Below are 23,905 nucleotides of genomic sequence, written 5' to 3' on the forward strand. Positions count from 1 at the left end.
ACACGGGACCTGTAGAACGATCCTCAGAAGTCGCGGGGCGACGATCTCGGGTTTCCCCTGATGTCCCCTCCCCCAAGCCCCTGGCGGCGCCTCCGCGGCTTCACCCATTCACTCAGGATCGTTGAGAGAGGACGATACTCATGATGAAGAAGACTATTTTCGCCGCCGGTGCAGCAGTTCTTGCGATGGGCACCGTTGCCTACGCCGCCCCCGGCATGATGTCCGAAAAGGGCCCGGTCACCCTGGCCGAAGCGCAGACCAAGTCGGCTGCCATGTTCGACAAGATGGACGTCAATTCCGACGGCCAGATCAACGCCGCCGACCGCGAAGCTCGCATGGAACAGCGCTTTGCCAAGCTCGACACCGACGGCAACGGTTCGCTTAGCCTTGCCGAATACACCGCAGCCCATGAAATGCGCGGCAAGCGCGGTGACGGCGAAGGCAAGGGTATGCGCGGCCATCACGGCAAGCGTGGCCACGGCATGCGCATGATGGGCAAGATGGCCGACACCAACAATGACGGCACGATCACTCGCGCCGAATTCGATGCCGGTGTGCAGGCGCACTTCGCCAAGATGGACGCCAACGGCGACGGCACCGTGACCGTCGAAGAACGTCAGGCCGCCCGCGAACAGATGCGCGAGGCCCGCCAGGAACGCCGCGAGGCACGTCAGGCGAATTGACGGATCGATTGATCCGGGCGTCATAGACGGCAATATCCGAGGCGCACCGGCACTTGCTGGTGCGCCTCGAACCCATTGAAAGGCATGTTGATGGCCGACAGTCAGGTTCCCGACCGCATCCTTCTCGTCGATGACGAGGAAGCGCTGCGCGACCCGCTTGCTTCGTACCTTGCGAAGCAGGGCTTTGCCGTGCGGCAGGCCGAAAGCGCGGCGATTGCACGCACGATGCTGCGCGACGAACCGGCGGACCTCGTGCTGCTCGACATCATGATGCCGGGCGAGGACGGGCTGTCGTTGTGCCGCCACCTCGTAGAAACGCAGAAGACCCCGGTGATACTCCTCACCGCGAGGGGCGAGGCGACCGACCGGATCGTCGGGCTGGAAATCGGGGCCGACGACTATGTCGTCAAACCGTTCGAGCCGCGCGAACTGGTCGCACGCATCCGCTCCGTCCTGCGCCGCGCCACGCGGGCAGAGGCGGTGCCCTCGCTTGAACAGGACTACATGTTCGAAGGCTGGCGGCTCGACCCGCTGAAGCGCCGCCTGTCGGACCCCGAAGGTGCGGTCGTTGCCATTTCCTCGGCAGAATTCCGCCTGCTGCGTGCTTTCCTCGATCATCCGCGCCAGGTGCTGGACCGTGACCGCCTGCTCGACATGGTGCAGGGCCGCGAGGCGCACCTGTTCGACCGCAGCGTCGACAACGCGATCAGCCGCCTGCGCCGCAAGGTCGAGGAAGATCGCACCGATCCGCAGTTGATCCTGACCGTGCGCGGCGGCGGCTACATGCTGGCCGCAGACGTTTCCCGGGTCGATTCGGTCGCTGCATGAGGCGGTTCCTGCCGAAATCCCTTCAGGGTCAGATGCTGCTGGCCGTCGCGCTGGCATTGCTGGTCGCGCAAGGGATCGGTGCGGGCATCGCCTATCGCGCCCAGCTTGAGCGCGAGGACAACGGCATCATCCATTCGCTCGCCTTCCGCATGATTGGCGGACGCATCCTGCGCGAAGCCAATGGCCGCGAAATGCGCCCGCCGCCCGGCCGCCCACCGCGCATGGGCCGGTTGATGAGGATGGAGTCGACTCCGCTTCAGGACAATGACGAGCGCAAGCGCAAGTTCGAGATGAAGCTCGACGACATCCTGTCATCGCAAGGCTTCGAGGCCGCCGAGATCCAAGTCTTCGAACGCGACGCCGATGATACCGCGATTGGCCGCTTCCTCGAACGCCGCCGCGAATTTCGCGGGCGCAACGACAGGCCGGACCCCAAGTCCGTCGTCATCGCCGCGGTGCGCGAACAGGGCAGCGACGACTGGCTGGTCGCCCGCACCATCCGCGACCAGCGTGAGCCGCGTTTCCTGCGCAATCTCATCCTGCAGACGCTGCTGATCTACGTCGTTCTGATCGGCGTGATCGCGCTGATCCTGCGCCAGATCACCAAGCCGCTGGCCGCGCTGACCCGGCGGGTGGAGGATTTCGCCGCCAATCCCACGCTGTCGCCCGATGGCCGGGTGGAACCGCAAGGCCCGGTCGACACGCGCAGCCTGATCGCCGCGCATAACGCGATGGAAGCACGGATCGGCGCGCTGCTTGATGAAAAGGACGTGATGCTGGGCGCGATCGGGCACGACCTGAAAACGCCGCTGGCCGCACTTCGCGTGCGGATCGAATCCGTCGACGACGATGACGAACGCGCCAAGATGGCCGGCACGATCGAGGACATTACCCGCACACTCGACGACATCCTCTCGCTCGCCCGCGTGGGCCGCCCGTCGGACCCTGTCGAGCCGACCGAGATCTCCGCCCTCACCGCATCGGTGGTCGAGGAGTTCGAGGACATGGGACAGGCGGTCGAACTGGGCGATACGACGCGCATTGTCCTGCCCGTGCGCGCGACATGGCTGCGCCGCGCGATCCGCAACCTTGCCTCCAACGCGCTGCGCTATGCGGGCGGGGCCTGCGTGACGGTGGAGAAACGCGGCAAGCTGGCGGTCATCAGCGTCGCCGACAACGGCCCCGGCATCCCCGAGGACGAGCTGGACCGTATGATGGAGCCGTTCGAACGCGGCGACCCCAGCCGCAACCGCGGCACTGGCGGTGCTGGTATCGGCCTCGCGCTCGCCCGCGCCATCGCCGAACAGCACGGCGGCTCACTAGTATTGCAGAACCGCACAGAAGGCGGGTTGAGCGCGGAGATTAGGTTGCCTTTTTGATGGGCCTCAAGCGCCGGCGGGGCCATCCGGCCCCTTGGCTAGCCTCGCATAAGCTCGGGCGCGCGTTCGCGCTTGCCGGTGTCGCCTTCGGCGCCCGGAATTTCGCCAGACCTAAAGGTAAGAACTGGATCGGGGCGCCGAAGGCGACTCCCGCAAGGCCGAACGGCCGCCGCCGCTTATGCGGCGAAGCCAAGGGGTGCGGATGCACCCCGCCCGGCGTTTGAGGCCAAAACAAATAACTCCGGAGCCACCAACCTCCACAATCACCTCATCAAACCACCCACGATATTCCGCACAAACGCGTTCAATCCTGTGCGCAGCGGGTCGGCTCTCGACTTCTTGCCCAGCGCGGCGGCCACGCCGATTGACACGGCAGAGCCAGCCGCGGCCTTGATCGCGCTCTTGCCGGCCTTGCCGATGTCCATGCCCCACAGGCTCGTCGACTTGCGTTCGCGCTTGCCGACTTCCTCGCGGCCCTTTTCAGCCACTTCTGCAGCAGTCGCGGCGGCGTCGGCGGCTTTTTGCGCGAGCACTTCCTCCGCGCTCTCGCGGTCGACGGTCGTGTCGTACTTGCCCTCCACCGGACTGACCGAGCGGATGATCGCGCGTTCCTTTGGAGAAACCGGACCAAGGCGCGAGCGCGGCGGCTTGATCAGCGTGCGCTGGACGATCGACGGCGCGCCGTCCTCCATCAGCGTGGAGACCAGAGCCTCACCCGTTTTCAGCTGGGTAATCGCCTCTGCCACGTCGAGTTCGGGGTTGATGCGGAAGGTATCCGCCGCCGCCTTGATTGCCTTCTGGTCGCGCGGGGTGAAGGCGCGCAGAGCGTGCTGGACGCGGTTGCCGAGCTGTCCGGCGACGTCTTCGGGAATATCGATCGGGTTCTGCGTCACGAAGAACACACCCACGCCCTTGGAACGGATCAGGCGCACGACCTGCTCGATCTTTTCCTCCAGCGCCTTAGGCGCGTCGTCGAACAGCAGGTGCGCCTCGTCAAAGAAGAACACCAGCTTCGGCTTTTCGGGGTCGCCTACTTCGGGCAGCGTTTCGAACAGTTCGGACAGCAGCCAGAGCAGAAACGTCGCGTAAAGCTTGGGGCTGCGCATCAGCTTGTCGGCGGCAAGCACGTTGATGAAACCGCGCCCGTTCTCGTCGCACTTGATGAAGTCGTCGATCTCCAGCGCAGGTTCGCCGAAGAACTGGTCGCCACCTTGCGAGCGCAGCGACAGCAGCGAGCGCTGGATCGCGCCGACGCTGGCCTTCGTCACGTTGCCGTACGTGGTCGACAGTTCCTTCGCGTTTTCGGCCGTGTGCGCCAGCATGGATTGAAGATCGTCGAGGTCGAGCAGCAGCAATCCCTGCTCGTCCGCCCAGTGGAACGCGATGTTGAGCACGCCTTCCTGCGTTTCGTTGAGGTCCATCAGGCGCGAAAGCAGCAGCGGCCCCATTTCGGAGACCGTCGTGCGGATCGGGTGGCCCTGTTCGCCGTAAAGGTCCCAGAAAACCGCCGGATTGTCGGAATAGGCATAGTCGTCCATGCCCAGTTCCTTGGCGCGGCCCTCCAGCTTGTCGGCGTGCTTGAACGTGGGCGAACCCGGCATCGAGATACCCGACAGGTCGCCTTTCACGTCGGCGACGAAGACCGGCACGCCGTTCGCCGAAAAACTCTCGGCCAGACCCTGCAGCGTCACCGTCTTGCCGGTGCCGGTCGCGCCCGCGATCAGCCCGTGGCGGTTCGCGCGCGACAGTTCGAGGTACTGGCGCTCTCCATTCGCGGCGAGACCGAGAAAAATCGCGTTATCCGACATGCCTTGCGCCCATTCCTTCGTCCGGCCCCATTGATGCGCCGATCTGGCCCCGCCTGTGGGGCGCGGTCAAGTACGGCTTGCCGCACCCCACAAGGAACGCCATCTAGGCGCGGCAATGCGCAAGCCCTTCATCCTGCTGGACGATGCCCGCGAAACGTCCGGCGCGGCCCCCGCCCGCCTCTACCGCGATCCCGTGGCGATTTTCCGTGCGGACAGCGCGGATGAAGTCGCGCCCGTGCTGGCCGAGGCGGAGGAAGCGCGGCAAGGCGGGCTGCACCTTGCAGGCTATCTCGCCTACGAAGCAGGACTCGCGTTGGAAGAACGCCTGACCCCGCGCCTTGCGGGCAAGGACACCGGCCCGCTCGTCTGGCTCTGCGCGTTCGAGGGTTACGAGACCATTCCCGCCGATGCAGTCGCGGGCTGGATCGCGGCGCAAGTCCACGACGAACACGGCCCGCCCCACCTCTCGCCCGCGCGCCCCGCGATCGAGCGCGAGGAATACGACGCCGCCTTCGAACGCGTGCAGCAGGCGATCCGCGCGGGCGACGTCTATCAGGCGAACCTCACCTTCCGGCTCCACGCCGCATGGGCAGGCGATCCGCTGGCGATCTATGCGAAGCTGCGCACGCGCGCGGCGGCGGGCTACGGGGCTTTCGTGTTCGACGGGGAGCGGCACCATCTCAGCCTCTCGCCCGAACTGTTCTTCGCGCTGAAGGACGGGGCCGCGATGCTCAAGCCCATGAAAGGCACCCGCCCGCGCGGCGCGGATGCCGAGGCGGACGCGGCGATGGTGGCCGAACTGGGCGCGAGCGAGAAGGACCGCGCCGAGAACCTGATGATCACCGATCTCATGCGCAACGACGTTTCGCGCCTTGCCGTGCCGGGGTCGGTGCAAGTGCGCGATGCCTTTGCGGTCGAGACCTACCCCACGCTCCACCAAATGACCTCGACCGTGCGGGCGCGGTTGCGCGACGGCGAAGGCGCGGTGGACCTGCTGCGCACCGTATTTCCCTGCGGCTCGATCACCGGCGCGCCCAAGATCCGCGCGATGGAGATCATCGACGAGATCGAGCAGTCCGAGCGAAAGTTATACTGCGGTGCGGTCGGACGGGTTGACGCGGGCGGCGATGCCGCTTTCAATGTCGCCATCCGCACCCTGTCGCTGGAGGGCTGCGGAAACGGACAGGCCCACATGGGCGTCGGTTCGGGCATCGTCGTGGACTCGCGGCTGGACGATGAATGGGCCGAGTGTCTGGTAAAGGGAGAATTCGTGGCTGCTGCGAGCCGTGACGTGCACCTGATCGAGACCATGGCCTTCGATCCGAAGATCGGGGTCCCCTTGATCGAGTTTCACCTTCAGCGATTGAAGGACAGCGCGCTGGCGCTGGGCTTCGATCTCGACCGTCATGCGCTGCGCAACCACATCCAGGCCTTCTGCTTCCTCAATACCGAGCCGAAGAAGCTGCGCGTGCTCGTCGCGCAGAACGGGACGTGGGAAATCGACGGCAGCGACATGCCCGATGCGATGGACGGGCCGGTTCCGGTGTCGCTCACTCCGCTTCCCGTGCCACAGGGCGACTGGCGCCTGCGCCACAAGACGACCGACCGCGCATTCTACGACGATGCCCGCGAGGCCGCCGAGGCAGGCGGCGCGCGCGAAGTCGTATTCGTGCGCGAGGACGGACTTCTGACCGAGGGCAGCTTCACCAGCGTGTTCGTCGAACGGGACGGCAAGTACCTGACTCCCGCGCTTTCCGCTGGCCTGTTGCCGGGCGTATTGCGCGCCTCGCTGATCGAGGATGGGAAAGCGCAAGAAGCCGAGCTGACCGCCGATGATCTTGCAGACGGCTTCTTTATCGGCAATGCGCTGCGCGGGCTGATGCCGGCCCGGCTTATCTGACGGGCCATTGCCATGACCGAACCCCGCCTGTCCGCCGCCCTGCAGCGGATAGCCCCTTCGCAGACCACCGCGATGACCGACCGCGCGACCGAATTGCGCGCGCAAGGCCGCGACATCATCTCGCTCTCGGTGGGCGAGCCGGACTTTGACACCCCCGCCCACGTGGTCGAGGCGATGAAGGCGGCGCTGGACGCCGGGCAGACCCGCTATACCTCCGTCGGTGGCACCGCCGCGATGAAGCGGGCCGCGGCGCTCCATTTCGAACGCGACCTCGGCATTGCGACCGACACCGCGCACGTCACGATCAGCGCTGGTGGCAAGCAGGCGATCTTCCACGCGCTTATGGCGACGATCGACCCGGGCGACGAAGTCGTGATCCCCGCGCCGTGGTGGGTGTCCTATCCCGAAATCGTGCGCTTTGCGGGCGGGACCGTGGTTACCCTGCCGACGCAGCCCGAAAACGGCTTCCGCTTTTCCGCCGCAGAGCTTGAGGCTGTCATCACGCTCAAGACGCGCTGGCTCCTGATGAACAGCCCCGGCAACCCGACCGGCGCGGTGTTCACCGCAGAAGACCTGACCGCGATTGCCGAAGTGCTGGACCGCCACCCGCAGGTGCTGGTGATGAGCGACGATATCTATGCGCCGCTCACCTACACCGGCGCGCCTCATGCGACACTCACCGCGCTGCGCCCCGATCTGGCGGACCGCGTTCTGACCGTCTCGGGCGTATCGAAAAGCCATGCGATGACCGGCCTGCGCATCGGTGTCGCAACCGGCCCCCAATGGCTGATCCGCGCGATGGAAAAGCTGCAATCACATTCGAGCGGCAACCCCTGCTCGATCAGCCAGGCGGGCGCGGTTGCCGCGTTCGAAGGGCCGCAGGACTTCCTTGCCGACTGGCGAGAGACATTCCGCCGCCGCCGCGAGCTTGTCGTCGCGCGCGTCAACGCCATTCCCGGCCTGTCGACGCCGGTACCGCAAGGCGCGTTTTACTGCTTCATCGACGCCGCGCCGCTGATCGGCGATAAAGTCGCCGACGATGGCGCATTGGCGCTGCACCTGCTCGAACACGGGGTCGCGGTCGTCGCCGCCTCGGCCTTCGGGGGCACGCATTGTGGTCTCGCGGGTTTCCGTATCAGCTTCGCCGCCAGCGAAGCGCAATTGACCGAAGCGATGGACCGCATCGAGAAAGCCGTAGCCGCCCTATGACTATCCCCATTCTCTACGAAGACGGCGAAGCGCTCGTCATCGACAAGCCTGCCGGCCTGCCGATCGAACGGCCCCGCGCTGGCGGACGCAGCCTTGAAGATCATCTCGAGGAGCTGAAGCTCGGCTTCCAGCGCCCGCCCGTGCCGGTCCACCGGCTCGACACAGATACCTCGGGCTGCCTGCTGCTGGCGCGCAATCCGAAGGCCCTTAAGCGCTTCAACAAGGCGTTCGAGGACCGGCAGGTCGAGAAGGTCTATCTCGGCGTATTGGCCGGAACCGTGGCCGAGGATGAGGGCGAGATCGCGCTGTCGCTATCGAAGATCAGCAGCAAGGACGCTGGCTGGCGCATGATCGCTGCGAAGAAGGGCAAGCCCTCGCTGACCCACTGGCGCAAGCTGGACGAGAAGGACGGGACGACGCTGATCGAGTTCCGGCCCGAGACCGGCCGCACGCACCAGATCCGCATTCACGCGCTGGCGGGCCTTGGCGCTTCGCTGCTCGGCGATCCGATCTACGGCACCGGAAAGGGAGCGCCGCGCACGATGCTCCATGCCAGCGGGCTGGTCGTTCACCGCGAAGGCAAGCCGCCGATCGAGGCAAGCGCACCGCTGCCCGCCGATTTCGCGCGGCTCGGCTTTGCCATTCCCGACGCGACAGGTGCCTGAAGAACAGGACGCACTGGTGGCGCGGGCCCATGCCCTCGCCGAAGAACGGTTCGTCGCCGCGTCCGGACCGGGCGGGCAGAACGTCAACAAGGTGGCGACGGCAGTGCAGCTGCGCGTCAACATCTACAAGCTGGGCCTGACGCCGAAAGTGTTTCACCGGCTGAAGGCTCTGGCGGGAAGCAAGGTTTCGGCCAGCGGCGATCTTATCATCGATGCACGCCGTTTCCGCACGCAGGAACAGAACCGCTCCGACGCGCGGGACCGGCTGGCCGAACTGCTGAGAGAAGCGCAGATCGAACCGAAGAAGCGCGCCAAGAGCCGCGTGAACCGCGTCGGCAAAGTGCAGCGTCTGAAACAGAAAAAATCGCGCGGCGAGGTGAAGGCCGGACGCGGGCGCGTAACCCGCTGGGACTAGTCGGGAGCGGTCTCGCTCTCCGTTGCTACCGGCGTTTCGGCGGGCAGCATTTCCGCCGCTTCGGACAGGACCTGTTCCTCGTCCGCGGCTGGCGCAGCCGCAGGTTCCGGCTCCCCGCCGCAGGCCGCAAGACACAGCAGGCCCACGGCGGGAAGCACGAAACGCATCGCTCTTACTCGGCCATCGCCGCTTCGAGATCGGCCGCAGCATCAGCCGCCGCATCGGCAGCGTCGTCAGCCGGAGCGGTCGTTTCCTCGACCACCGGAGCATCGCCCATTTCGTCGGCCATTTTGGCATCGACGGCGGGATCTTCGTCCATGCCGGGCTGCGTCATCACTTCGTCGGCGGGCATTTCGACGGTATCGGCTTCTGCCGGTGCGTCCGGATCGTCGGTCGAGCCGCAAGCGGACAGGGCAAAGGCCAGCGAGGCCGCGACGAGTGCAATCTTCTTCATGGGTTCCCTCCATGTGGCGGAAATAAGGCGACCTTCCTAGGCGAAGCCCGCCCCGCCCGCAATCGCAACCGGACGGAGACGAGAGGCATTCCGTCGCACCGTTGCAAACATATAAAGCTTTCTTTATATGCCCTCTCCACGATGACCGTGCACGACCTCATCAGCGCTCTCGACGATCCCACGCGCCTGCGGCTTTTGCGCCTGCTTGCGCGCATGGAACTGGCCGTGGGCGAACTGGCCGACGTGCTGGAACAGAGCCAGCCGCGCATTTCGCGCCACGTCCGTATCCTGACCGAAGCGGGCCTCATTGAAAAGCGCAAGGAGGGCAGCTGGGTCTTCCTGCGTGCCACCGGTCACGACGATGACGGCATGGCCGCGCGCGCCGAAGACCTGCTTGCCGCGGCAGAGGACGAGGACGCGGCCTTTGCGCAAGTTTGCGCCGCCGACCGCGCCCGCCTTGCCGCGATCCGTTCTGCGCGCGAGGAAACGGCAGAGAAATACTTCGCCCGCCATGCCGATGAGTGGGACCGGCTACGCTCACTGCACAGCCCCGATGGCGCGGTGGAGGCTGAGCTGACCCGCCTGCTCGGTGTTGCCGACGCGCATGACGATCCGGCGCCCTTGGGCCGGTTGCTCGATATCGGCACCGGCACGGGCCGCATGGCCGAGCTTTACGCGCCGAGCGCGCAGCACGTCGCGGCCATCGACAAGAGCCCGGAAATGCTGCGCATCGCCCGCGCACGGCTTCAGCACCTGCCGCCTGCGCGCCTGTCGCTGCTACAGGGCGATTTCCTCGAACTGCCTTTCGAGGCGGAGAGTTTCGACACGGTCCTGTTCCACCAGGTCCTGCACTATGCGCAGGCGCCCGAGCGCGTGCTGGCCGAAGCCGCGCGCGTCACGAAGCCGGGTGGCCGCATCGCCATCGTCGATTTCGCCGCCCATGCGCGCGAAGATCTGCGCACCGAACAGGCCCATGCCCGCCTCGGTTTCACCGACACGCAGATGCAGACGCTGCTCGAGGGTGCAGGATTTGCACCCATCGAGGACAGCGCCCTTTCCGGTTCCGAGTTGACCGTCCGCATCTGGACGGGCAGGCGGACCTCGTCGCTCCACCGCCTTTCCGCGCGCACCGACACCAGAAGAAAAGCCAGCAAATGACCCAGTCTCAGTCCACTGCAACAGGCCTTCCGGGCCTGCCCCTGTTCGCCGACCTTCCCGGCGACGTGAATGTCAGCTTCGAATTCTTCCCGCCCAAGACCGAGAAGATGGAAGCGCAGCTGTGGGACGCGGTCGAGAAGCTGGCCCCGCTGAACCCCGCGTTCGTGTCGGTCACCTATGGCGCAGGCGGGTCGACCCGCGAACGCACGCACGCCACCGTGTCGCGGATCATCAAGGAAGCGAAACTGCCTGCCGCCGCCCACCTCACCTGTGTCGAGGCGAGCAAGGCCGACATTCGCGCCGTGGCCGAACAGTACTGGGAAGAAGGCGTGCGCCACATCGTCGCGCTGCGCGGTGATCCGACAACACCGGGCGGCAAGTTCGAGCCGCACCCCGACGGCTATGCCAGCGCCGCCGAACTGGTCGCAGGGCTGAAGGAAATCGCGCCGTTCGAAATCAGCGTCGCGGCCTATCCCGAGACCCACCCCGAGGCGACCTGCCCGCAGGCGGACATCGACAACCTGAAGCGCAAGATCGACGCAGGCGCGGACCGGGCGATCACGCAGTTCTTCTTCGCGCCCGAATGCTTCCTCGAATTCAGGGAAAAGCTTGTCGCAAACGGCATCACGGCGCCGGTCCTTCCCGGTATCCTGCCGGTGTCGAACGTCGCGCAGACGCGCAAGATGGCGGCGATGTGCGGAGCGGCGATCCCCGACTGGATGGACCGCCTGTTCGAAGGGCTGGACGAACGCCCCGGCGCGCGCAAGCTGGTCGCGGCGACGATCGCGGCGGAGTTCTGCCGCGCGCTCTATGCAGGCGGCGTGCGCGACTTTCACTTCTACACGCTGAACCGCGCGGACCTGTCCTACGCGATCTGCCACCTGCTGGGCATGCGCCCGACTGGAGAGCATGCATGACCCTCATTCCATCCAAGGCCCGCGCCCTTTTCGAAGCGGAAGCGGCAAAGCGCATCCTCATCACCGACGGCGCATTCGGCACGCAGATCCAGACGAAAGGTCTGGTCGAAGCCGACTACGCAGGTGATCTGGGCCTCTCTCACGAGCAGAAGGGCAACAACGACATCCTCGCGCTCACGCGTCCGGACGTGCCGGAATCGATCCACCGCGCCTATTTCGAGGCCGGTGCCGACATTGCCGAGACCAACACCTTCAGCGCGAACAAGATCAGTCAGGCCGACTACGGCGCGGAAGCGCTGGTCGGCGACATCAACCGGCAGAGCGCGGCGCTCGCACGCCGCGTCGCTGACGAGTTCGAGGCAAAGGACGGGCGCCCGCGCTTCGTCGCCGGCGCCATCGGGCCGACGAACAAGACGCTCTCGCTCTCGCCCGACGTGAATGATCCCGGCTACCGCGAGATCGATTTCGACTACCTGACCGAGGTTTATCGCGAACAGGCCGCCGCGCTGGTCGAGGGCGGTGCCGACTTCATCCTGATCGAGACCGTGTTCGACACGCTGAACGCCAAGGCGGGAATCATGGCCGTGAAGCAGCTTGAGAAAGAGCTGGGCCGCGAAGTGCCGATCATGCTTTCGATGACGCTGACCGACCTTTCGGGCCGCAACCTGTCGGGCCACACGGTCGAGGCGTTCTGGTACGCGGTGCGCCATGCGAAACCGCTGACCGTCGGCCTCAACTGCAGCTTCGGCGCGACGCAGCTTCGCCCGCACGTGAAGTCGCTTTCGCAGATCGCCGATACCTACATCATGATCTATCCCAATGCGGGCCTGCCCAACGAACTGGGCGAATATGACGAAATGCCCGACACGACGGCGGGCTTCGTCCACGAATGGGCGATCGCGGGGCAGGTCAACGTGCTGGGCGGCTGCTGCGGCTCTTCGCCAGCACACATAGCCGCGATGGCGAAAGCGGTGGCGGACGTGCCGCCGCGCAAGCTGCCGACGCTTGAAACCAAGACCCGCCTTGCGGGCCTCGAACCCTTTATCATGGCCGCCTGATGACTGATTCCGCTTCCTCCTCCCGCTTCGTCAACATTGGCGAGCGCACCAACGTCACCGGCTCTGCGAAGTTCAAGAAGCTGATCATGGCGGGCGACTATCCCGCCGCCGTCGAAGTCGCGCGCCAGCAGGTCGAGAACGGCGCGCAGGTGATCGACGTCAACATGGACGAAGGCCTGCTCGACGCGGTCGAGGCGATGACCACGTTCCTGAAGCTGATAGCCGCCGAACCCGACATCGCGCGGGTGCCGGTGATGATCGACAGCTCGAAATGGGAAGTCATCGAGGCGGGCCTGAAGTGCGTTTCGGGCAAGCCCATCGTGAACTCGATCTCGATGAAGGAAGGCGAAGAGCCGTTCCTTGAACATGCGCGCAAATGCATGGACTACGGCGCGGCGGTCGTCGTCATGGCTTTCGACGAAACCGGTCAGGCCGACACGAAACAGCGCAAGGTCGAGATCTGCAAGCGCGCCTATGACCTCCTGACGGGCATCGGCTTTCCGGCAGAGGACATCATCTTCGACCCCAACGTCTTCGCCGTGGCTACGGGGATCGAGGAGCATGACCGCTACGCCCTCGACTTCATCGAGGCGGTGGCCGAACTGCGCGAGCTTTGCCCGCACGCGCACTATTCGGGCGGGCTTTCCAACCTCTCGTTCAGCTTCCGCGGAAACGAGACGGTGCGCCGCGCGATGCACTCGGTCTTTCTCTATCACGCGATTCCGGCGGGCCTCGACATGGCCATCGTCAACGCGGGCCAGCTCGACGTCTACGACCAGATCGAGCCGAAACTGCGCGAGGCCTGCGAGGACGTCATCCTCATGCGCCGCCCTGATGCAACCGAACGCCTGATCGAACTTGCCGAAAGCTACAAGGGGAAGTCGGTCGAGGCCGAGAAGCAGGCGGCCGAATGGCGGTCCTATCCAGTTGAGAAACGGCTGGAGCATGCGCTGGTCAAGGGCATCGACGCGCATATCGTCGACGATACCGAGGAAATGCGCGCTGCGATTTCGGATGCCGGTGGCCGCCCGATCGAGGTGATCGAAGGCCCGCTGATGGACGGCATGAACGTCGTCGGCGACCTCTTCGGCAGCGGCAAGATGTTCCTGCCGCAAGTCGTCAAATCCGCCCGCGTCATGAAAAAGGCCGTCGCGCACCTCATCCCCTTCATCGAGGCGGAGAAGGAAGCCGGCGCCAAGGCCAAGGGCCGCATCATCATGGCGACCGTGAAGGGCGACGTTCACGACATCGGCAAGAACATCGTCGGCGTGGTCCTGCAGTGCAACGGCTACGAAGTGATCGATCTTGGCGTCATGGTGCCGTGGTCGACCATCCTCGAAGCCGCGAACGAGAACGATGCCGACATCATCGGCCTCTCGGGCCTCATCACCCCCTCGCTGGACGAGATGGTGACCGTGTCGGAGGAAATGCAGCGCGCCGGAATGACCATTCCGCTGCTGATCGGCGGCGCGACGACGAGCAAGGTGCACACCGCGCTGAAGATCGATCCGGCCTACGAAGGTCCGGTGATCCACGTCCTCGACGCCAGCCGCGCGGTCGGCGTCGCCTCGCAGCTCCTCTCCGACACGCAGCGCGACGGGTTCGTCGGCTCCACTGCGGACGAGTACGAAAAGGTCCGCGAAGCCCGCGCCAACAAGGGGCAGAGCGCCTTGCTCCCCCTTTCCGAAGCGCGCGAAAACGGGTTCGAGGCGGACATGGCGCTGAAGGCCCCTGCCCCCGCGCAGCCCGGTGTCCACGTTTTCGAGGACTGGGACCTTGCCGATCTGGTCGAGACGTTCGACTGGACCCCGTTTTTCCGCGCCTGGGAACTGGCAGGCAATTATCCGGCCATCCTCGACGACGAAATCGTGGGCGAATCCGCGCGCAATCTCTTTGCCGATGCAAAGGCGATGCTGGACAAGATCGTCAGCGAGAAATGGCTGACGGCCAAGGGCGTCGCAGGCTTCTGGCCCTGCAAGCGCGATGGCGACGATGTTCTCCTGGACGACGGCACGCGCCTACCCTTCCTCCGCCAGCAAGTGAAGAAATCGCGCGACCGCGCCAATTTCTGCCTTTCCGACTTCATCGACCCGGCAGGCGACTGGATCGGCGGCTTCGCGGTCTCGATCCACGGCATCGAGCCGCACATCGAACGCTTCAAGGCCGCGCACGACGACTATTCGGACATCCTGCTGAAGGCGCTGGCCGACCGTTTCGCCGAGGCTTTTGCCGAACGCCTGCACCAGCATGTCCGAACGAACCTGTGGGGTTATGCAGACGGCGAACAGCTAACCAACGAAGCCCTGATCAAGGAAGAGTATCGCGGCATCCGCCCTGCCCCCGGCTATCCGGCCTGCCCCGACCACTCGCTGAAGCCCGTGCTCTTCGACCTGCTGTCCGCGCAGGACAACACCGGCATCACCCTGACCGAGAGCCACGCCATGCTGCCCACCGCGGCGGTCAGCGGGTTCTACTTCGCGCATCCGGACAGTCAGTATTTCGGCGTTGCCCGCATCGGGCGCGACCAGCTTGAGGACTATGCCGCCCGGCGCGGTGTCGACGTGGCGGTGGCCGAACGCTGGCTCAGGCCCAATCTAGACTGATGTTGCCCAACGCCGCGCCCTCGGTGTAAGGGCGCGGCAAAGCACGAACACCTGAACAATCGAGGATCAGCGGCAATGGCCGGCCATTCCAAATTCAAGAACATCATGCATCGCAAGGGCGCGCAGGACAAAAAGCGCTCTGCCATGTTCTCCAAGCTTTCGCGCGAGATCACCGTGGCCGCCAAGATGGGCGCGCCCGATCCCGACATGAACCCGCGCCTGCGCCTGGCCGTGAACAACGCCAAGGCCCAGTCGATGCCCAAGGACAACATCCAGCGCGCGATTGACAAGGCATCGGCCAACGAAGGCGATGACTACGAAGAAGTCCGCTACGAAGGTTACGGCCCGGGCGGCGTCGCGCTGATCGTCGAGGCGCTGACCGACAACCGCAACCGCACCGCCACCAACGTGCGCACCGCGTTTTCCAAGAACGGCGGCAACCTTGGCGCATCGGGCGCGGTTGCCCACGGCTTCGAACGGCTCGGCATGATCGAGTATCCGGCCAGCGTCGGCGACGAGGAAAAGGTCCTTGAAGCCGCGATCGAAGCCGGGGCGGACGACGTTGAATCGAGCGATGACGGACACGTCATCTGGACCCAGATGGAAGCTCTTCACGAAGTCTCGACCGAGCTGGAAAAGGCACTGGGCGAGGCGGAGAACGTCAAGCTGGCGTGGAAGCCCAACATCACTGTCGATTGCGACGAAGGCACTGCGCAGACCCTGCTGAAGCTGGTCGACGCGCTTGACGACGACGACGATGTCCAGACCGTCTGGGGCAACTACGAGATCTCCGACGAAGTCATGGAAAAGCTCGACGCCTGAGCGTTCGGGCGTGCTGGTCCTCGGCCTCGATCCTTCGCTCACCTGCACCGGCTGGGGCGTGATCCGGGTCGACGGACCGCGCCTGTCGCACATCGCCAACGGCCAGATCGCGACCGACAACAAGGCGCATCTGGCCGCGCGGCTGCACCACCTGCACGATGCCGTCTATGCCGTGATCGGGGCCTATTCCCCCGATGTCGCCGCGGTCGAGGAAGTCTTCGTCAACAAGAACCCGCACTCGACGCTGAAGCTGGCGCAGGCCCGCGGCAGCGTGCTGGCCGCCTGCGGGCGCGGGTCGATCCCCGTTTTCGAACACGCCGCGACACTGGTGAAAAAGTCGGTCGTCGGCACCGGCGCTGCCGACAAGACGCAGGTCCAGGCGATGCTGCGTGTCCTGCTGCCCACCGCCAAAGTGCAGGGCGCGGACGCCGCCGATGCGCTCGCCGTCGCCATCGCGCACGCCCATCTGGGCAAGCATTAAGCCGAACGGCTGAAACACTTGGGCGCTCTCGCGCGTTGGAAGTTCATCCTTCCATCCGTGTCGCGAAAAGAGAGTCCCCCAATGCGCAAAGCACCCGTCGTCACCGCAGCCCTTGCCACCGCCGTCCTGGTGTCCGGTTGCACCGCCAGCCGCTACCAGATTTCCGACGCGCTGCAGCGCTATGGCCTGTCGTCGAGCGAGGCGGGATGTGCATCCGAATTCCTGCGCGGCGAACTTAGCACGGGCCAAGTCAATCGGCTCAGCGACGCCGCGCGTTACTACAACGCCGACGGTCCGCTGACCTTCGGCTCCCTCTTTGCCGTCGCGACCAGCCTTGATGATCCCGAAGTCGCGCTGAAAGTCGCCGGGGCCGCTGCCGCGTGCGGCCTTGTTGCCGACGTTCCGATCCCGGGGCTCTGATGGCTGAACCCGACGACAAGGCATGGATGACCAAAGCCATCGAACTCGCGGTCGAGGCCAAGGGGACAAACCCCGCCGACACCCCGATCGCCGCGCTCGTCGTCATGGACGGCAAGCTGGTGGCAAGCGGGGTGAACCGGACGGCAGAGTGCTGTGACGCGACCGCCCATGCCGAAATCGTCGCCCTGCGCGCCGCAGGTCAGGCCGCGGGCGAGATGCGGGTCGAGGGCGCGACGCTCTATTCCACGCTGCAGCCTTGCGGGATGTGCACGATGGCCTCGATCTGGGCGGGCGTGTCGCGGGTGGTGTTCGGCGCCGGCCGCGATGACGTCCACGAGATGTATTTCGAGGACCGGCACCTCTCGACGCTCGACTTCATTGCCGATGCCTACAAGGACGACCTGACTCTGACCGGCGGCGTGCGGGCCGACGAATGCGCCCCGCTATATTTCCGCCCGTGGGACGACGTGCCCGAAGAGCTTCAGGGCAACGACTGATCATATCGGATTGATCTCAGGGGATAGGCGGGGGCCGTCGGTTTGCGCGCCTGCGCCCATGCGCTAGCGTCCCCACATGATCGCGAAACTATCGGGAAGGCTGGACGAAACCGGGCTCGACTGGGCCGTGATCGATGTCGGCGGCGTCGGCTACCTCGTCCATTGCAGCGCCCGCACGCTCACCGCGCTTGGCGAAAAGGGTGAGGCCTGCACTGTCTATACCGACTTGCAGGTCAGCGAGAACGACATGCGCCTCATTGGCTTTGCCAGCGGAGGAGAGCGTGACTGGTTCCGTATGCTGACGCTGGTGCAGGGCGTCGGCAGCAAGGTCGCGCTTGCCATCCTCTCGGCCCTCAGCACCGAGGAACTGCAGCGCGCCTGCGCCAATGGCGATGCCAAACAGGTCGCCCGCGCCAACGGGGTCGGCCCGAAACTGGCGGCGCGTATCGTCAACGAATTGAAGGACAAGGCCGGCGGCCTGCCCAGCGCACCTTCGGCAGGCGGCGGCATGGTCAGTCCCGCTGGCGGGTCGAGCGCGGACGCGGTCTCGGCGCTCGAAAACCTTGGCTTCAAGCCAGCGCTGGCGGCAGAAGCGGTCGCCCATGCCCAGGCTGAACTTGGCGCTGAGGCGGGCCTGAACGATCTGGTCCGCGTGGCGCTGAAGAAAGCGGCGGGATAGCTTCATGGTGCGCAAGATTGTCGTTGCGGTTCTGTTGCTGCTCGCCATCGCCGGTGTCTTGGTAATGGACGCGAAGCAGAAGAAAGATTGCGCCAATGACGGCGGCACCTGGGTCGGCGGATCGCAGCGCGGGGCCGGCTGCATCGGCGACGACAAGGGATTGCTATGAGGATTTTCGCTCCGCTAACCGCTCTGGCCATTGCGATCACCGCAACGCCCGCCATGTCGCAGGACATGAGCAAGTTCGAAAAAGGCCCCGTCTTCACCGAATACGGCCCCCACGCCGCCGTTGAAAGCGACGTGACGATCCCGCAGGGCAGCTTCTTCAAGGTCGCCTTCGACGCATCGGACGCCGCCGAGGAAGGCAAGATCAACCGCAAGTTCGAAAGCCTGGCCCGCTTCATCAACATGCACGTCGCAAACGGCGTGCCCGAAAAGAACATCCACCTCGCCATCGTGCTTCACGGCGGGGCGGTGCAGGATGTCCTTTCGGACGAAGCCTATGGCAAGCGCCACGACGGCGCGGCAAATGTCAATGCCGACCTCGTCCGCCAGCTTCTCGCCCATAACGTGCGCTTCATCGTCTGCGGCCAGTCGGCAACAGCCAGCGGCATCGACAAGTCTGAATTGATGGAGGGCGTGGAAATGGCGCTTTCGGCGATGACCGCCCATGCCCTGCTGCAGCACGAAGGCTTCACCACCAACCCGTTCTGACGCCTGCCGAATGCCATCGCCAGCGTAGGCATTTGTTGAGGAATCGCCGCTACATCGGTCCCCGTGATGGTTATCAAAGGGTAGCGGACCGGCCGCGATGGACCTTGGCGACAAACTCTTCGGGCGGCTGAAGCCCGGGTACTACCTGCTGCTGTCCGTCATCGTGCTGACGGTCCTGTGGGCCGCGCGCCAGTCGGGGACGCCGGTGCTCGACATCGTGCCGAACCTCTGGGCCGATCCGCGTTTCCTCTTCTTCCTGAGCTTTCCGATCTACGGCTGGCTGTTCGTCGTGCTCTTCCGCCTGATGCGCAAGGGTTCGAAGCATCCCGCCGCCACTATCAGGCGCCTGCTGCGCCGCGACAAGTGGTGGCTGGTCCGCATGGTCGTGCTGCTGGTCTTCGTGCTGATGGCGGGCAAATGCTTCTCGCTTTTGAAGAACACGATCCCGCTGACGCTGAACTTCTATGCCGATCCGGCGCTGGTCGACCTCGAACGCACGCTGCTGGGTGGCAACGATGCCTGGGTCTATACCCACGCGGCCTTCGGCTCGGCCTTCGCGACCGAAGTGATCGACCGGATCTACACGCTGTTCTTCCCGATCTCCGCTGCGTTCTACATCTGGATGATCGCGTCGTGGGATACGCGCCTGCAACTGCGCGGCCTCTTGGGCTGCGTGTTCGTGTGGATCGTGCTGGGGTACATGCTGGCGACGCTGCTCTCGTCCTCCGGCCCCGTGTTCTATGAATACCACTATGGCCGCACCGACTTCGTGCCCCTGCTCGACCGGCTGAATGCCATTTCCGCCGAGCGGCACCTGATGGCCCCCGAAATCGCGAGCTGGCTGATCGAGAGCATGGGCAAGGGCGAGTTCGGCTCGGGCGTGTCGGCCATGCCGTCGATCCACGTCGGACAGGCGTTCCTGCTCTATCTCGTCCTGCGATATCGCATGGGGTGGAAGCACTGGATCAGCTGGTGCGCGCTGGCCTTCGTGACGGTGACGTGGATCGGGTCGGTCCACCTAGCCTGGCACTACATGCTCGACGGGTTCGTCTCGATCGTGCTGATTAGCATCGCGTGGCACTTCATCGGGCGGTTCGTGGATTACCTGTGGGCAAGGGACGACTTGCGCGCCCAAGCCGACTATACCCCGGTACTGGTTCCTCAATAGCCCGCGCGCCACTCGCGCGGCCAGCACAGGTGGACACGCGCGAGACATGGCGGAGCCTTCGCCCCTTCTGACCCCCGACCGCCAGCCGGAGGATCCGGACGCCGCGTTGCGTCCGAAATCGCTGCGCGAATTCGTCGGGCAGGAAGCGGCGCGGGAAAACCTGCGCGTCTTTATCGAGGCTGCGCGGGGCCGGTCCGAAGCGATGGACCATGTCCTGTTCTTCGGCCCTCCCGGCCTTGGCAAGACGACGCTGGCGCAGATCGTGGCCAAGGAACTGGGCGTGGGTTTCCGCGCCACCTCCGGCCCCGTCATCGCCAAGGCGGGCGACCTTGCCGCGCTTTTGACAAACCTCGAATCGGGCGATGTCCTGTTCATCGACGAGATTCACCGGCTGAACCCCGTGGTCGAGGAAGTGCTCTACCCCGCGATGGAAGACCGCGCGCTCGACCTCATCATCGGTGAGGGCCCCGCGGCGCGTTCGGTGCGGATCGACCTGCCGCCCTTTACGCTGGTCGGCGCGACGACGCGGCAGGGGTTGCTGACGACGCCGCTGCGCGACCGTTTCGGCATTCCGGTCCGGCTCAACTTCTACACGGTCGAGGAACTGGAAAAGGTCGTGACCCGCGCGGCGACGCTGCTCGGCCTCAAGATCGAACCCGACGGCGCGAGGGAAATCGCCCGCCGCGCGCGCGGTACGCCGCGTGTCGCAGGCCGCCTGCTGCGCCGCGTGCGCGATTTCGCCGATGTGGCGCGCAGCGATACGGTGACCCGCAAGATCGCCGACGATGCACTGACTAGGCTGGAAGTCGACAGCCTCGGCCTCGACGCGATGGACCGGCGCTATCTCCACATGATCGCCGACATCTACAAGGGCGGCCCCGTGGGCGTCGAAACGCTGGCGGCGGGCCTGTCCGAACCGCGCGACACGATCGAGGAAGTGATCGAGCCCTACCTGATCCAGCTCGGCCTCGTCGCCCGAACCGCGCGTGGCCGCTGCCTCAACGATCGCGGCTGGGCCCACCTCGGCCTGACCCCGCCCCGCTCGGCCATGCCGCAGGGCGGACTTTTCGAGGACTGATCACCCCCGAACGGGTGCCATCGGTCGCTCGTCGGATCGTCACGCCGGTTGTCGATAGCCCTGCCGCCGCCGTCGATGCGCATGCGACGATTGCCCTGAACTTTTGCTCTTCTTGTCATGCCGGGTGCCGCACCGCCCCGGCGCAACGCAAGGAGAAGCCACATGAAAACAATCAACTGTGCCCTTGCAGCCCTTTCGATGATGCTGGCATCGGGGTCTGCCATGGCGGCCGAGCCCAACGGGCGGACCGTCGAGATCGATATTGCCGGCGTGGACCTGACCGATCCGGAGCAATTTGAGCGCGTGAAGAAGTCGATCCGTTCGGCGATGCGCAAGGTCTGTTTCAGCCGCCACAACAACGTGCCCGCCGTGCTCGACGAAGAGGATGGTTGCCGCAAGCAAGCGCTGGATAACGCGATGCGACAGCTTGAGAAGAAACAAAGCGAGCAGGCCCGTGTCCTCCACGGGGGATAGCCGTGTTCCGGCGCTTCCAGCCACGCCCCCGGACAGGGTATCTCCGGAGGCGTGAATGCCGAAATCGTCATTGGCGAGGAGGCGGGTCGCCCCGTCCAGATCGACATGGAAGAGCTGCTTGCCACGCGCCTTTTGGTGCAGGGCAATTCCGGCTCCGGCAAGTCGCACCTGCTGCGCAGGCTGCTCGAAGAGAGCGCGGGCATGGTTCAGCAGATCGTCATCGACCCCGAAGGCGACTTCGTCAGCCTTGCCGACGAGTTCAGCCACGTCGTCGTCGATGCTGCATCCTATTCGCAAGGGGAGCTTGAGGCACTTGGCTCGCGCGTGCGCGAACACCGCGCCTCGGTCGTCCTCGCGCTCGAAGGGCTTGAGGTCGAGCAGCAGATCAAGGCCTGCGCGATCTTCCTCAACGCCCTGTTCGATGCCCCGCGCGAACACTGGTATCCCGCACTGGTCGTGGTGGACGAGGCGCAGATGTTCGCCCCTGCCGCCGCGGGCGAGATGGCCGAAGATACGCGCCGTCTGACACTTTCGGCGATGACCAACCTCATGTGCCGCGGGCGCAAGCGTGGTCTGGCTGGCATCGTCGCGACCCAGCGTCTGGCAAAACTGGCCAAGAACGTCGCGGCAGAGGCCTCGAACTTCCTGATGGGCCGCACGTTTCTCGACATCGACATGGTCCGCGCCGCCGATCTGCTAGGCATGGAACGCCGTCAGGCAGAGCGTATCCGCGACTTGCAGCGCGGCAGTTTCGTCGGCCTCGGCCCTGCCGTCAGCCGCCGTCCGGTCACGGTGAAGATCGGCCCTGTCCGCACCGGCAACAAGGCTGCGGTCTCGGGCCTGATGCCGCTTCCCGAAGCGCCGAAAGCCGACATGGCCGCGCTTTTGACCGACTCGCTGGTCGAGGAAGCCGCCGCCAAGGCCCCGCCGCCCCCGCCTGTCCGCACCGCGCCTCCGGCCAAGGACCTTGCCGAAACGATGGCGGACATGTCGCAAAGCCCTGCGCGTCAGGCCGCAGAACCGGTCGACCGGACCGAGGCGGTGTCTCTGATCCTTGCCGCGCTAGCGTCCGATCCGAAAAGCCCGTTCCAGCCTGCCAGCGCGCTTTACCAGGCATTCCTTGCCGGTTGCCGGTCCAAGGGCATCCACATCCCGCCGCTCGACCTCATCGGCTTCCGCCGCGAATTCGCCTGCGCGCTTGCGGGGCTGGACCGCGTTGACGAGGAGGGGCGCACGCGCCTGCTCTCGATCGCCAGCGACATTCCCGACGATGTCCTCTCCCCCTTCCTCGTCATCGCCCGCAGCGCGATGGAAGGCCGCGACGCGCCGGACGAGGAAGAACTCGCCCGCGCCTATGGCACCAGCTCGCCGGGCCGCGTACGGCGCTTGCTCGATCATTTCGAAAGGGAAGGCCTGATCGCGGTGCGCGAGATCTTCGGCGGCGCGCGCAAGATCACCGTCCCCGCGCTGGAAGCGGCAGCCTAGGCCGGTTCGGGGCGCATCGATCGCGCCATGTCCTTCAGCGTCTGACGGTCGAGCACGTCGAGAAACGCCTGCTTTGCCTGGTCCAGCGGATCGATCAGTGCGCAATCGCGGTTGATCGCGCAATTGGGACAGTCGGCAAGCTGCATCGACGGCTCCATCCGCCGCACGACGGCCCCGATCGTCACCTCCTCAGGGTCCCTCGCCAGCAACATCCCGCCGCCCCGCCCGCGCTGCGACTTGAGGTAGTCCGCCTGCACCAGCGCCTGCGCCACCTTGGCGACGTGGTTGTAGGAGACGCGGTGCAGTTCCGAAAACGCGGGAAGCGAGACCGGCGTATCCCCGCTGCGCGTCGCAGCGATGAGAAGGCGCAGGGCAAGGTCGGTGTGAAGCGTGAGCTGCATGGCCCGCGTGATAATGGGCTTGCACGAATCCTGCAACCATAATACCGGTATTATAGATACCACTTATGGGGGCTCATCATGCGTACCGTTTCGCAGCAGACTATCGAGATCGTCAAAAGCACCGCACCCGCGCTCGAACAGCACGGCGTTGCCATCACCACGCGTATGTACGAGCGCCTGTTCGAGAATGCTGAGGTGAAGGCCATGTTCGACGAGGCCGCACAGCGCAGCGGCGAACAGCCGAAGCGGCTTGCAGGTGCGATCCTTGCCTATGCGAAGAACATCGACAAGCTCGAGGTGCTTGGCCCGGCGGTTCAGCGCATGGTCGCTCGCCATGTCGAAACAGGGGTGCAGGCCGAACATTACCCGCTAGTCGCCGAAGCCCTGCTGCCCGCGATCCGCGATGTTCTGGGCGATGCGGCGACGGACGAAGTGCTGGGTGCCTGGGGCGAGGCATACTGGATGCTTGCCGATATCCTGATCGCTGCCGAAGCACAGACCTATGCGGACAACGCTGCGGCCTGATCGCGCCTACCGTTTCGGGTAAAAGGGGCCCCGCAAAGAAAAAAGGGCCCGGTCCTTCGCTGGACCGGGCCCCTTTTCGTATCG

27 protein-coding genes are annotated in these 23,905 nt (G+C 65.3%); 23 read left to right on the forward strand and 4 right to left on the reverse strand.

Annotated features, from left to right (window positions below; all coding sequences use genetic code 11):
• Window positions 1-140 precede the first annotated feature (140 nt).
• From KIH45_RS08315 to KIH45_RS08325, 3 genes are all read left to right on the forward strand, one after another.
• A complete protein-coding gene (locus tag KIH45_RS08315; protein WP_225899768.1) occupies window positions 141-683 on the forward strand; it encodes an EF-hand domain-containing protein in 543 nt (180 codons plus the stop codon).
• A 90-nt stretch (window positions 684-773) separates the two neighbouring features.
• Window positions 774-1,511, forward strand: a complete 738-nt coding sequence (locus tag KIH45_RS08320; protein WP_225899769.1) for a response regulator — start codon at window positions 774-776, stop codon at window positions 1,509-1,511.
• Window positions 1,508-2,890, forward strand: a complete 1,383-nt coding sequence (locus tag KIH45_RS08325; protein WP_213175543.1) for a sensor histidine kinase — start codon at window positions 1,508-1,510, stop codon at window positions 2,888-2,890. The genes KIH45_RS08320 and KIH45_RS08325 overlap by 4 nt, the downstream gene beginning before the upstream one ends.
• 263 nt (window positions 2,891-3,153) lie before the next feature.
• Here KIH45_RS08325 and KIH45_RS08330 read toward each other — a convergent pair whose 3' ends face one another.
• Entirely contained in the window at window positions 3,154-4,698 is a 1,545-nt protein-coding gene (locus KIH45_RS08330) for a helicase HerA-like domain-containing protein (RefSeq protein ID WP_213175544.1), read from the reverse strand.
• A gap of 115 nt (window positions 4,699-4,813) precedes the next feature.
• Between KIH45_RS08330 and pabB the strand changes: the two genes are divergently transcribed.
• The 4 genes from pabB to arfB are packed head-to-tail and all read left to right on the forward strand — an operon-like array spanning window position 4,814 to window position 8,887.
• Window positions 4,814-6,598, forward strand: coding sequence for an aminodeoxychorismate synthase component I (gene pabB / locus KIH45_RS08335; protein ID WP_213175545.1), 1,785 nt, complete (start codon window positions 4,814-4,816; stop codon window positions 6,596-6,598).
• A gap of 12 nt (window positions 6,599-6,610) precedes the next feature.
• Window positions 6,611-7,807 carry a pyridoxal phosphate-dependent aminotransferase gene (locus tag KIH45_RS08340; protein WP_225899770.1) on the forward strand — a complete coding sequence of 399 codons (1,197 nt, stop codon included), beginning with the start codon at window positions 6,611-6,613 and terminating at the stop codon, window positions 7,805-7,807.
• Window positions 7,804-8,472: an RluA family pseudouridine synthase gene (locus tag KIH45_RS08345; protein ID WP_213175546.1), complete on the forward strand. Its 669-nt coding sequence runs from the start codon at window positions 7,804-7,806 to the stop codon at window positions 8,470-8,472. The genes KIH45_RS08340 and KIH45_RS08345 overlap by 4 nt, the downstream gene beginning before the upstream one ends.
• Window positions 8,465-8,887, forward strand: a complete 423-nt coding sequence (arfB, locus tag KIH45_RS08350) for an alternative ribosome rescue aminoacyl-tRNA hydrolase ArfB (protein ID WP_337925431.1) — start codon at window positions 8,465-8,467, stop codon at window positions 8,885-8,887. The genes KIH45_RS08345 and arfB overlap by 8 nt, the downstream gene beginning before the upstream one ends.
• Here the strand turns inward: arfB and KIH45_RS08355 are convergent.
• Window positions 8,884-9,054 carry a hypothetical protein gene (locus tag KIH45_RS08355; protein WP_213175548.1) on the reverse strand — a complete coding sequence of 57 codons (171 nt, stop codon included), beginning with the start codon at window positions 9,052-9,054 and terminating at the stop codon, window positions 8,884-8,886. The genes arfB and KIH45_RS08355 overlap by 4 nt on opposite strands.
• 5 nt (window positions 9,055-9,059) lie before the next feature.
• Entirely contained in the window at window positions 9,060-9,341 is a 282-nt protein-coding gene (locus tag KIH45_RS08360; RefSeq protein WP_213175549.1) for a hypothetical protein, read from the reverse strand.
• Between the two features lie 141 nt (window positions 9,342-9,482).
• Between KIH45_RS08360 and KIH45_RS08365 the strand changes: the two genes are divergently transcribed.
• The 15 genes from KIH45_RS08365 to KIH45_RS08435 all read left to right on the forward strand — a co-directional run bounded on the left by KIH45_RS08365 (window position 9,483) and on the right by KIH45_RS08435 (window position 22,895).
• Window positions 9,483-10,499 carry an ArsR/SmtB family transcription factor gene (locus tag KIH45_RS08365; RefSeq protein WP_213175550.1) on the forward strand — a complete coding sequence of 339 codons (1,017 nt, stop codon included), beginning with the start codon at window positions 9,483-9,485 and terminating at the stop codon, window positions 10,497-10,499.
• Window positions 10,496-11,416 carry a methylenetetrahydrofolate reductase [NAD(P)H] gene (gene metF, locus KIH45_RS08370; RefSeq protein WP_213175551.1) on the forward strand — a complete coding sequence of 307 codons (921 nt, stop codon included), beginning with the start codon at window positions 10,496-10,498 and terminating at the stop codon, window positions 11,414-11,416. The genes KIH45_RS08365 and metF overlap by 4 nt, the downstream gene beginning before the upstream one ends.
• Window positions 11,413-12,474 carry a homocysteine S-methyltransferase family protein gene (locus KIH45_RS08375; protein ID WP_213175552.1) on the forward strand — a complete coding sequence of 354 codons (1,062 nt, stop codon included), beginning with the start codon at window positions 11,413-11,415 and terminating at the stop codon, window positions 12,472-12,474. The genes metF and KIH45_RS08375 overlap by 4 nt, the downstream gene beginning before the upstream one ends.
• The gene (metH, locus tag KIH45_RS08380) at window positions 12,474-15,077 is read left to right on the forward strand and encodes a methionine synthase (protein WP_213175553.1); all 2,604 of its coding nucleotides are present in this window, start codon (window positions 12,474-12,476) and stop codon (window positions 15,075-15,077) included. The genes KIH45_RS08375 and metH overlap by 1 nt, the downstream gene beginning before the upstream one ends.
• Window positions 15,078-15,152: 75 nt before the next feature.
• Window positions 15,153-15,899, forward strand: coding sequence for a YebC/PmpR family DNA-binding transcriptional regulator (locus KIH45_RS08385; RefSeq protein ID WP_213175554.1), 747 nt, complete (start codon window positions 15,153-15,155; stop codon window positions 15,897-15,899).
• A gap of 10 nt (window positions 15,900-15,909) precedes the next feature.
• Entirely contained in the window at window positions 15,910-16,380 is a 471-nt protein-coding gene (gene ruvC, locus KIH45_RS08390) for a crossover junction endodeoxyribonuclease RuvC (RefSeq protein WP_213175555.1), read from the forward strand.
• An 81-nt stretch (window positions 16,381-16,461) separates the two neighbouring features.
• Window positions 16,462-16,800: a hypothetical protein gene (locus tag KIH45_RS08395; protein ID WP_213175556.1), complete on the forward strand. Its 339-nt coding sequence runs from the start codon at window positions 16,462-16,464 to the stop codon at window positions 16,798-16,800.
• Complete coding sequence (locus tag KIH45_RS08400; protein WP_213175557.1) at window positions 16,800-17,297, forward strand: nucleoside deaminase; 498 nt, start codon at window positions 16,800-16,802, stop codon at window positions 17,295-17,297. Before KIH45_RS08395 ends, KIH45_RS08400 begins: the two co-directional genes overlap by 1 nt.
• Before the next feature lie 76 nt (window positions 17,298-17,373).
• A complete protein-coding gene (ruvA, locus tag KIH45_RS08405; RefSeq protein WP_213175558.1) occupies window positions 17,374-17,976 on the forward strand; it encodes a Holliday junction branch migration protein RuvA in 603 nt (200 codons plus the stop codon).
• Window positions 17,977-17,980: 4 nt separating this feature from the next.
• Complete coding sequence (locus KIH45_RS08410) at window positions 17,981-18,145, forward strand: hypothetical protein (RefSeq protein WP_213175559.1); 165 nt, start codon at window positions 17,981-17,983, stop codon at window positions 18,143-18,145.
• A complete protein-coding gene (locus tag KIH45_RS08415; RefSeq protein WP_213175560.1) occupies window positions 18,142-18,690 on the forward strand; it encodes a DsrE family protein in 549 nt (182 codons plus the stop codon). The genes KIH45_RS08410 and KIH45_RS08415 overlap by 4 nt, the downstream gene beginning before the upstream one ends.
• A gap of 97 nt (window positions 18,691-18,787) precedes the next feature.
• On the forward strand, window positions 18,788-19,858 hold the full coding sequence (locus KIH45_RS08420; protein WP_213175561.1) for a phosphatase PAP2 family protein: 1,071 nt from the start codon (window positions 18,788-18,790) through the stop codon (window positions 19,856-19,858).
• A 46-nt stretch (window positions 19,859-19,904) separates the two neighbouring features.
• Complete coding sequence (gene ruvB / locus KIH45_RS08425; RefSeq protein ID WP_213175562.1) at window positions 19,905-20,936, forward strand: Holliday junction branch migration DNA helicase RuvB; 1,032 nt, start codon at window positions 19,905-19,907, stop codon at window positions 20,934-20,936.
• Window positions 20,937-21,098: 162 nt separating this feature from the next.
• Window positions 21,099-21,410 carry a UrcA family protein gene (locus tag KIH45_RS08430; protein ID WP_213175563.1) on the forward strand — a complete coding sequence of 104 codons (312 nt, stop codon included), beginning with the start codon at window positions 21,099-21,101 and terminating at the stop codon, window positions 21,408-21,410.
• A 51-nt stretch (window positions 21,411-21,461) separates the two neighbouring features.
• Window positions 21,462-22,895, forward strand: coding sequence for a helicase HerA domain-containing protein (locus KIH45_RS08435; RefSeq protein WP_213175564.1), 1,434 nt, complete (start codon window positions 21,462-21,464; stop codon window positions 22,893-22,895).
• On the opposite strand, the gene KIH45_RS08440 is transcribed toward KIH45_RS08435, so the two are convergent.
• Window positions 22,892-23,296 (reverse strand): RrF2 family transcriptional regulator, encoded by a 405-nt coding sequence (locus KIH45_RS08440; RefSeq protein ID WP_213175565.1) that lies wholly within the window; start codon window positions 23,294-23,296, stop codon window positions 22,892-22,894. The two genes, KIH45_RS08435 and KIH45_RS08440, sit on opposite strands and share 4 nt — an antisense overlap.
• A gap of 78 nt (window positions 23,297-23,374) precedes the next feature.
• Here KIH45_RS08440 and KIH45_RS08445 point away from each other — a divergent pair, with 78 nt between their 5' ends.
• Entirely contained in the window at window positions 23,375-23,821 is a 447-nt protein-coding gene (locus KIH45_RS08445; RefSeq protein ID WP_213175566.1) for a globin domain-containing protein, read from the forward strand.
• The last annotated feature ends 84 nt before the right edge of the window (window positions 23,822-23,905 follow it).

Source organism: Croceicoccus gelatinilyticus, assembly GCF_018398395.1.
Lineage (GTDB): Bacteria > Pseudomonadota > Alphaproteobacteria > Sphingomonadales > Sphingomonadaceae > Croceicoccus > Croceicoccus gelatinilyticus.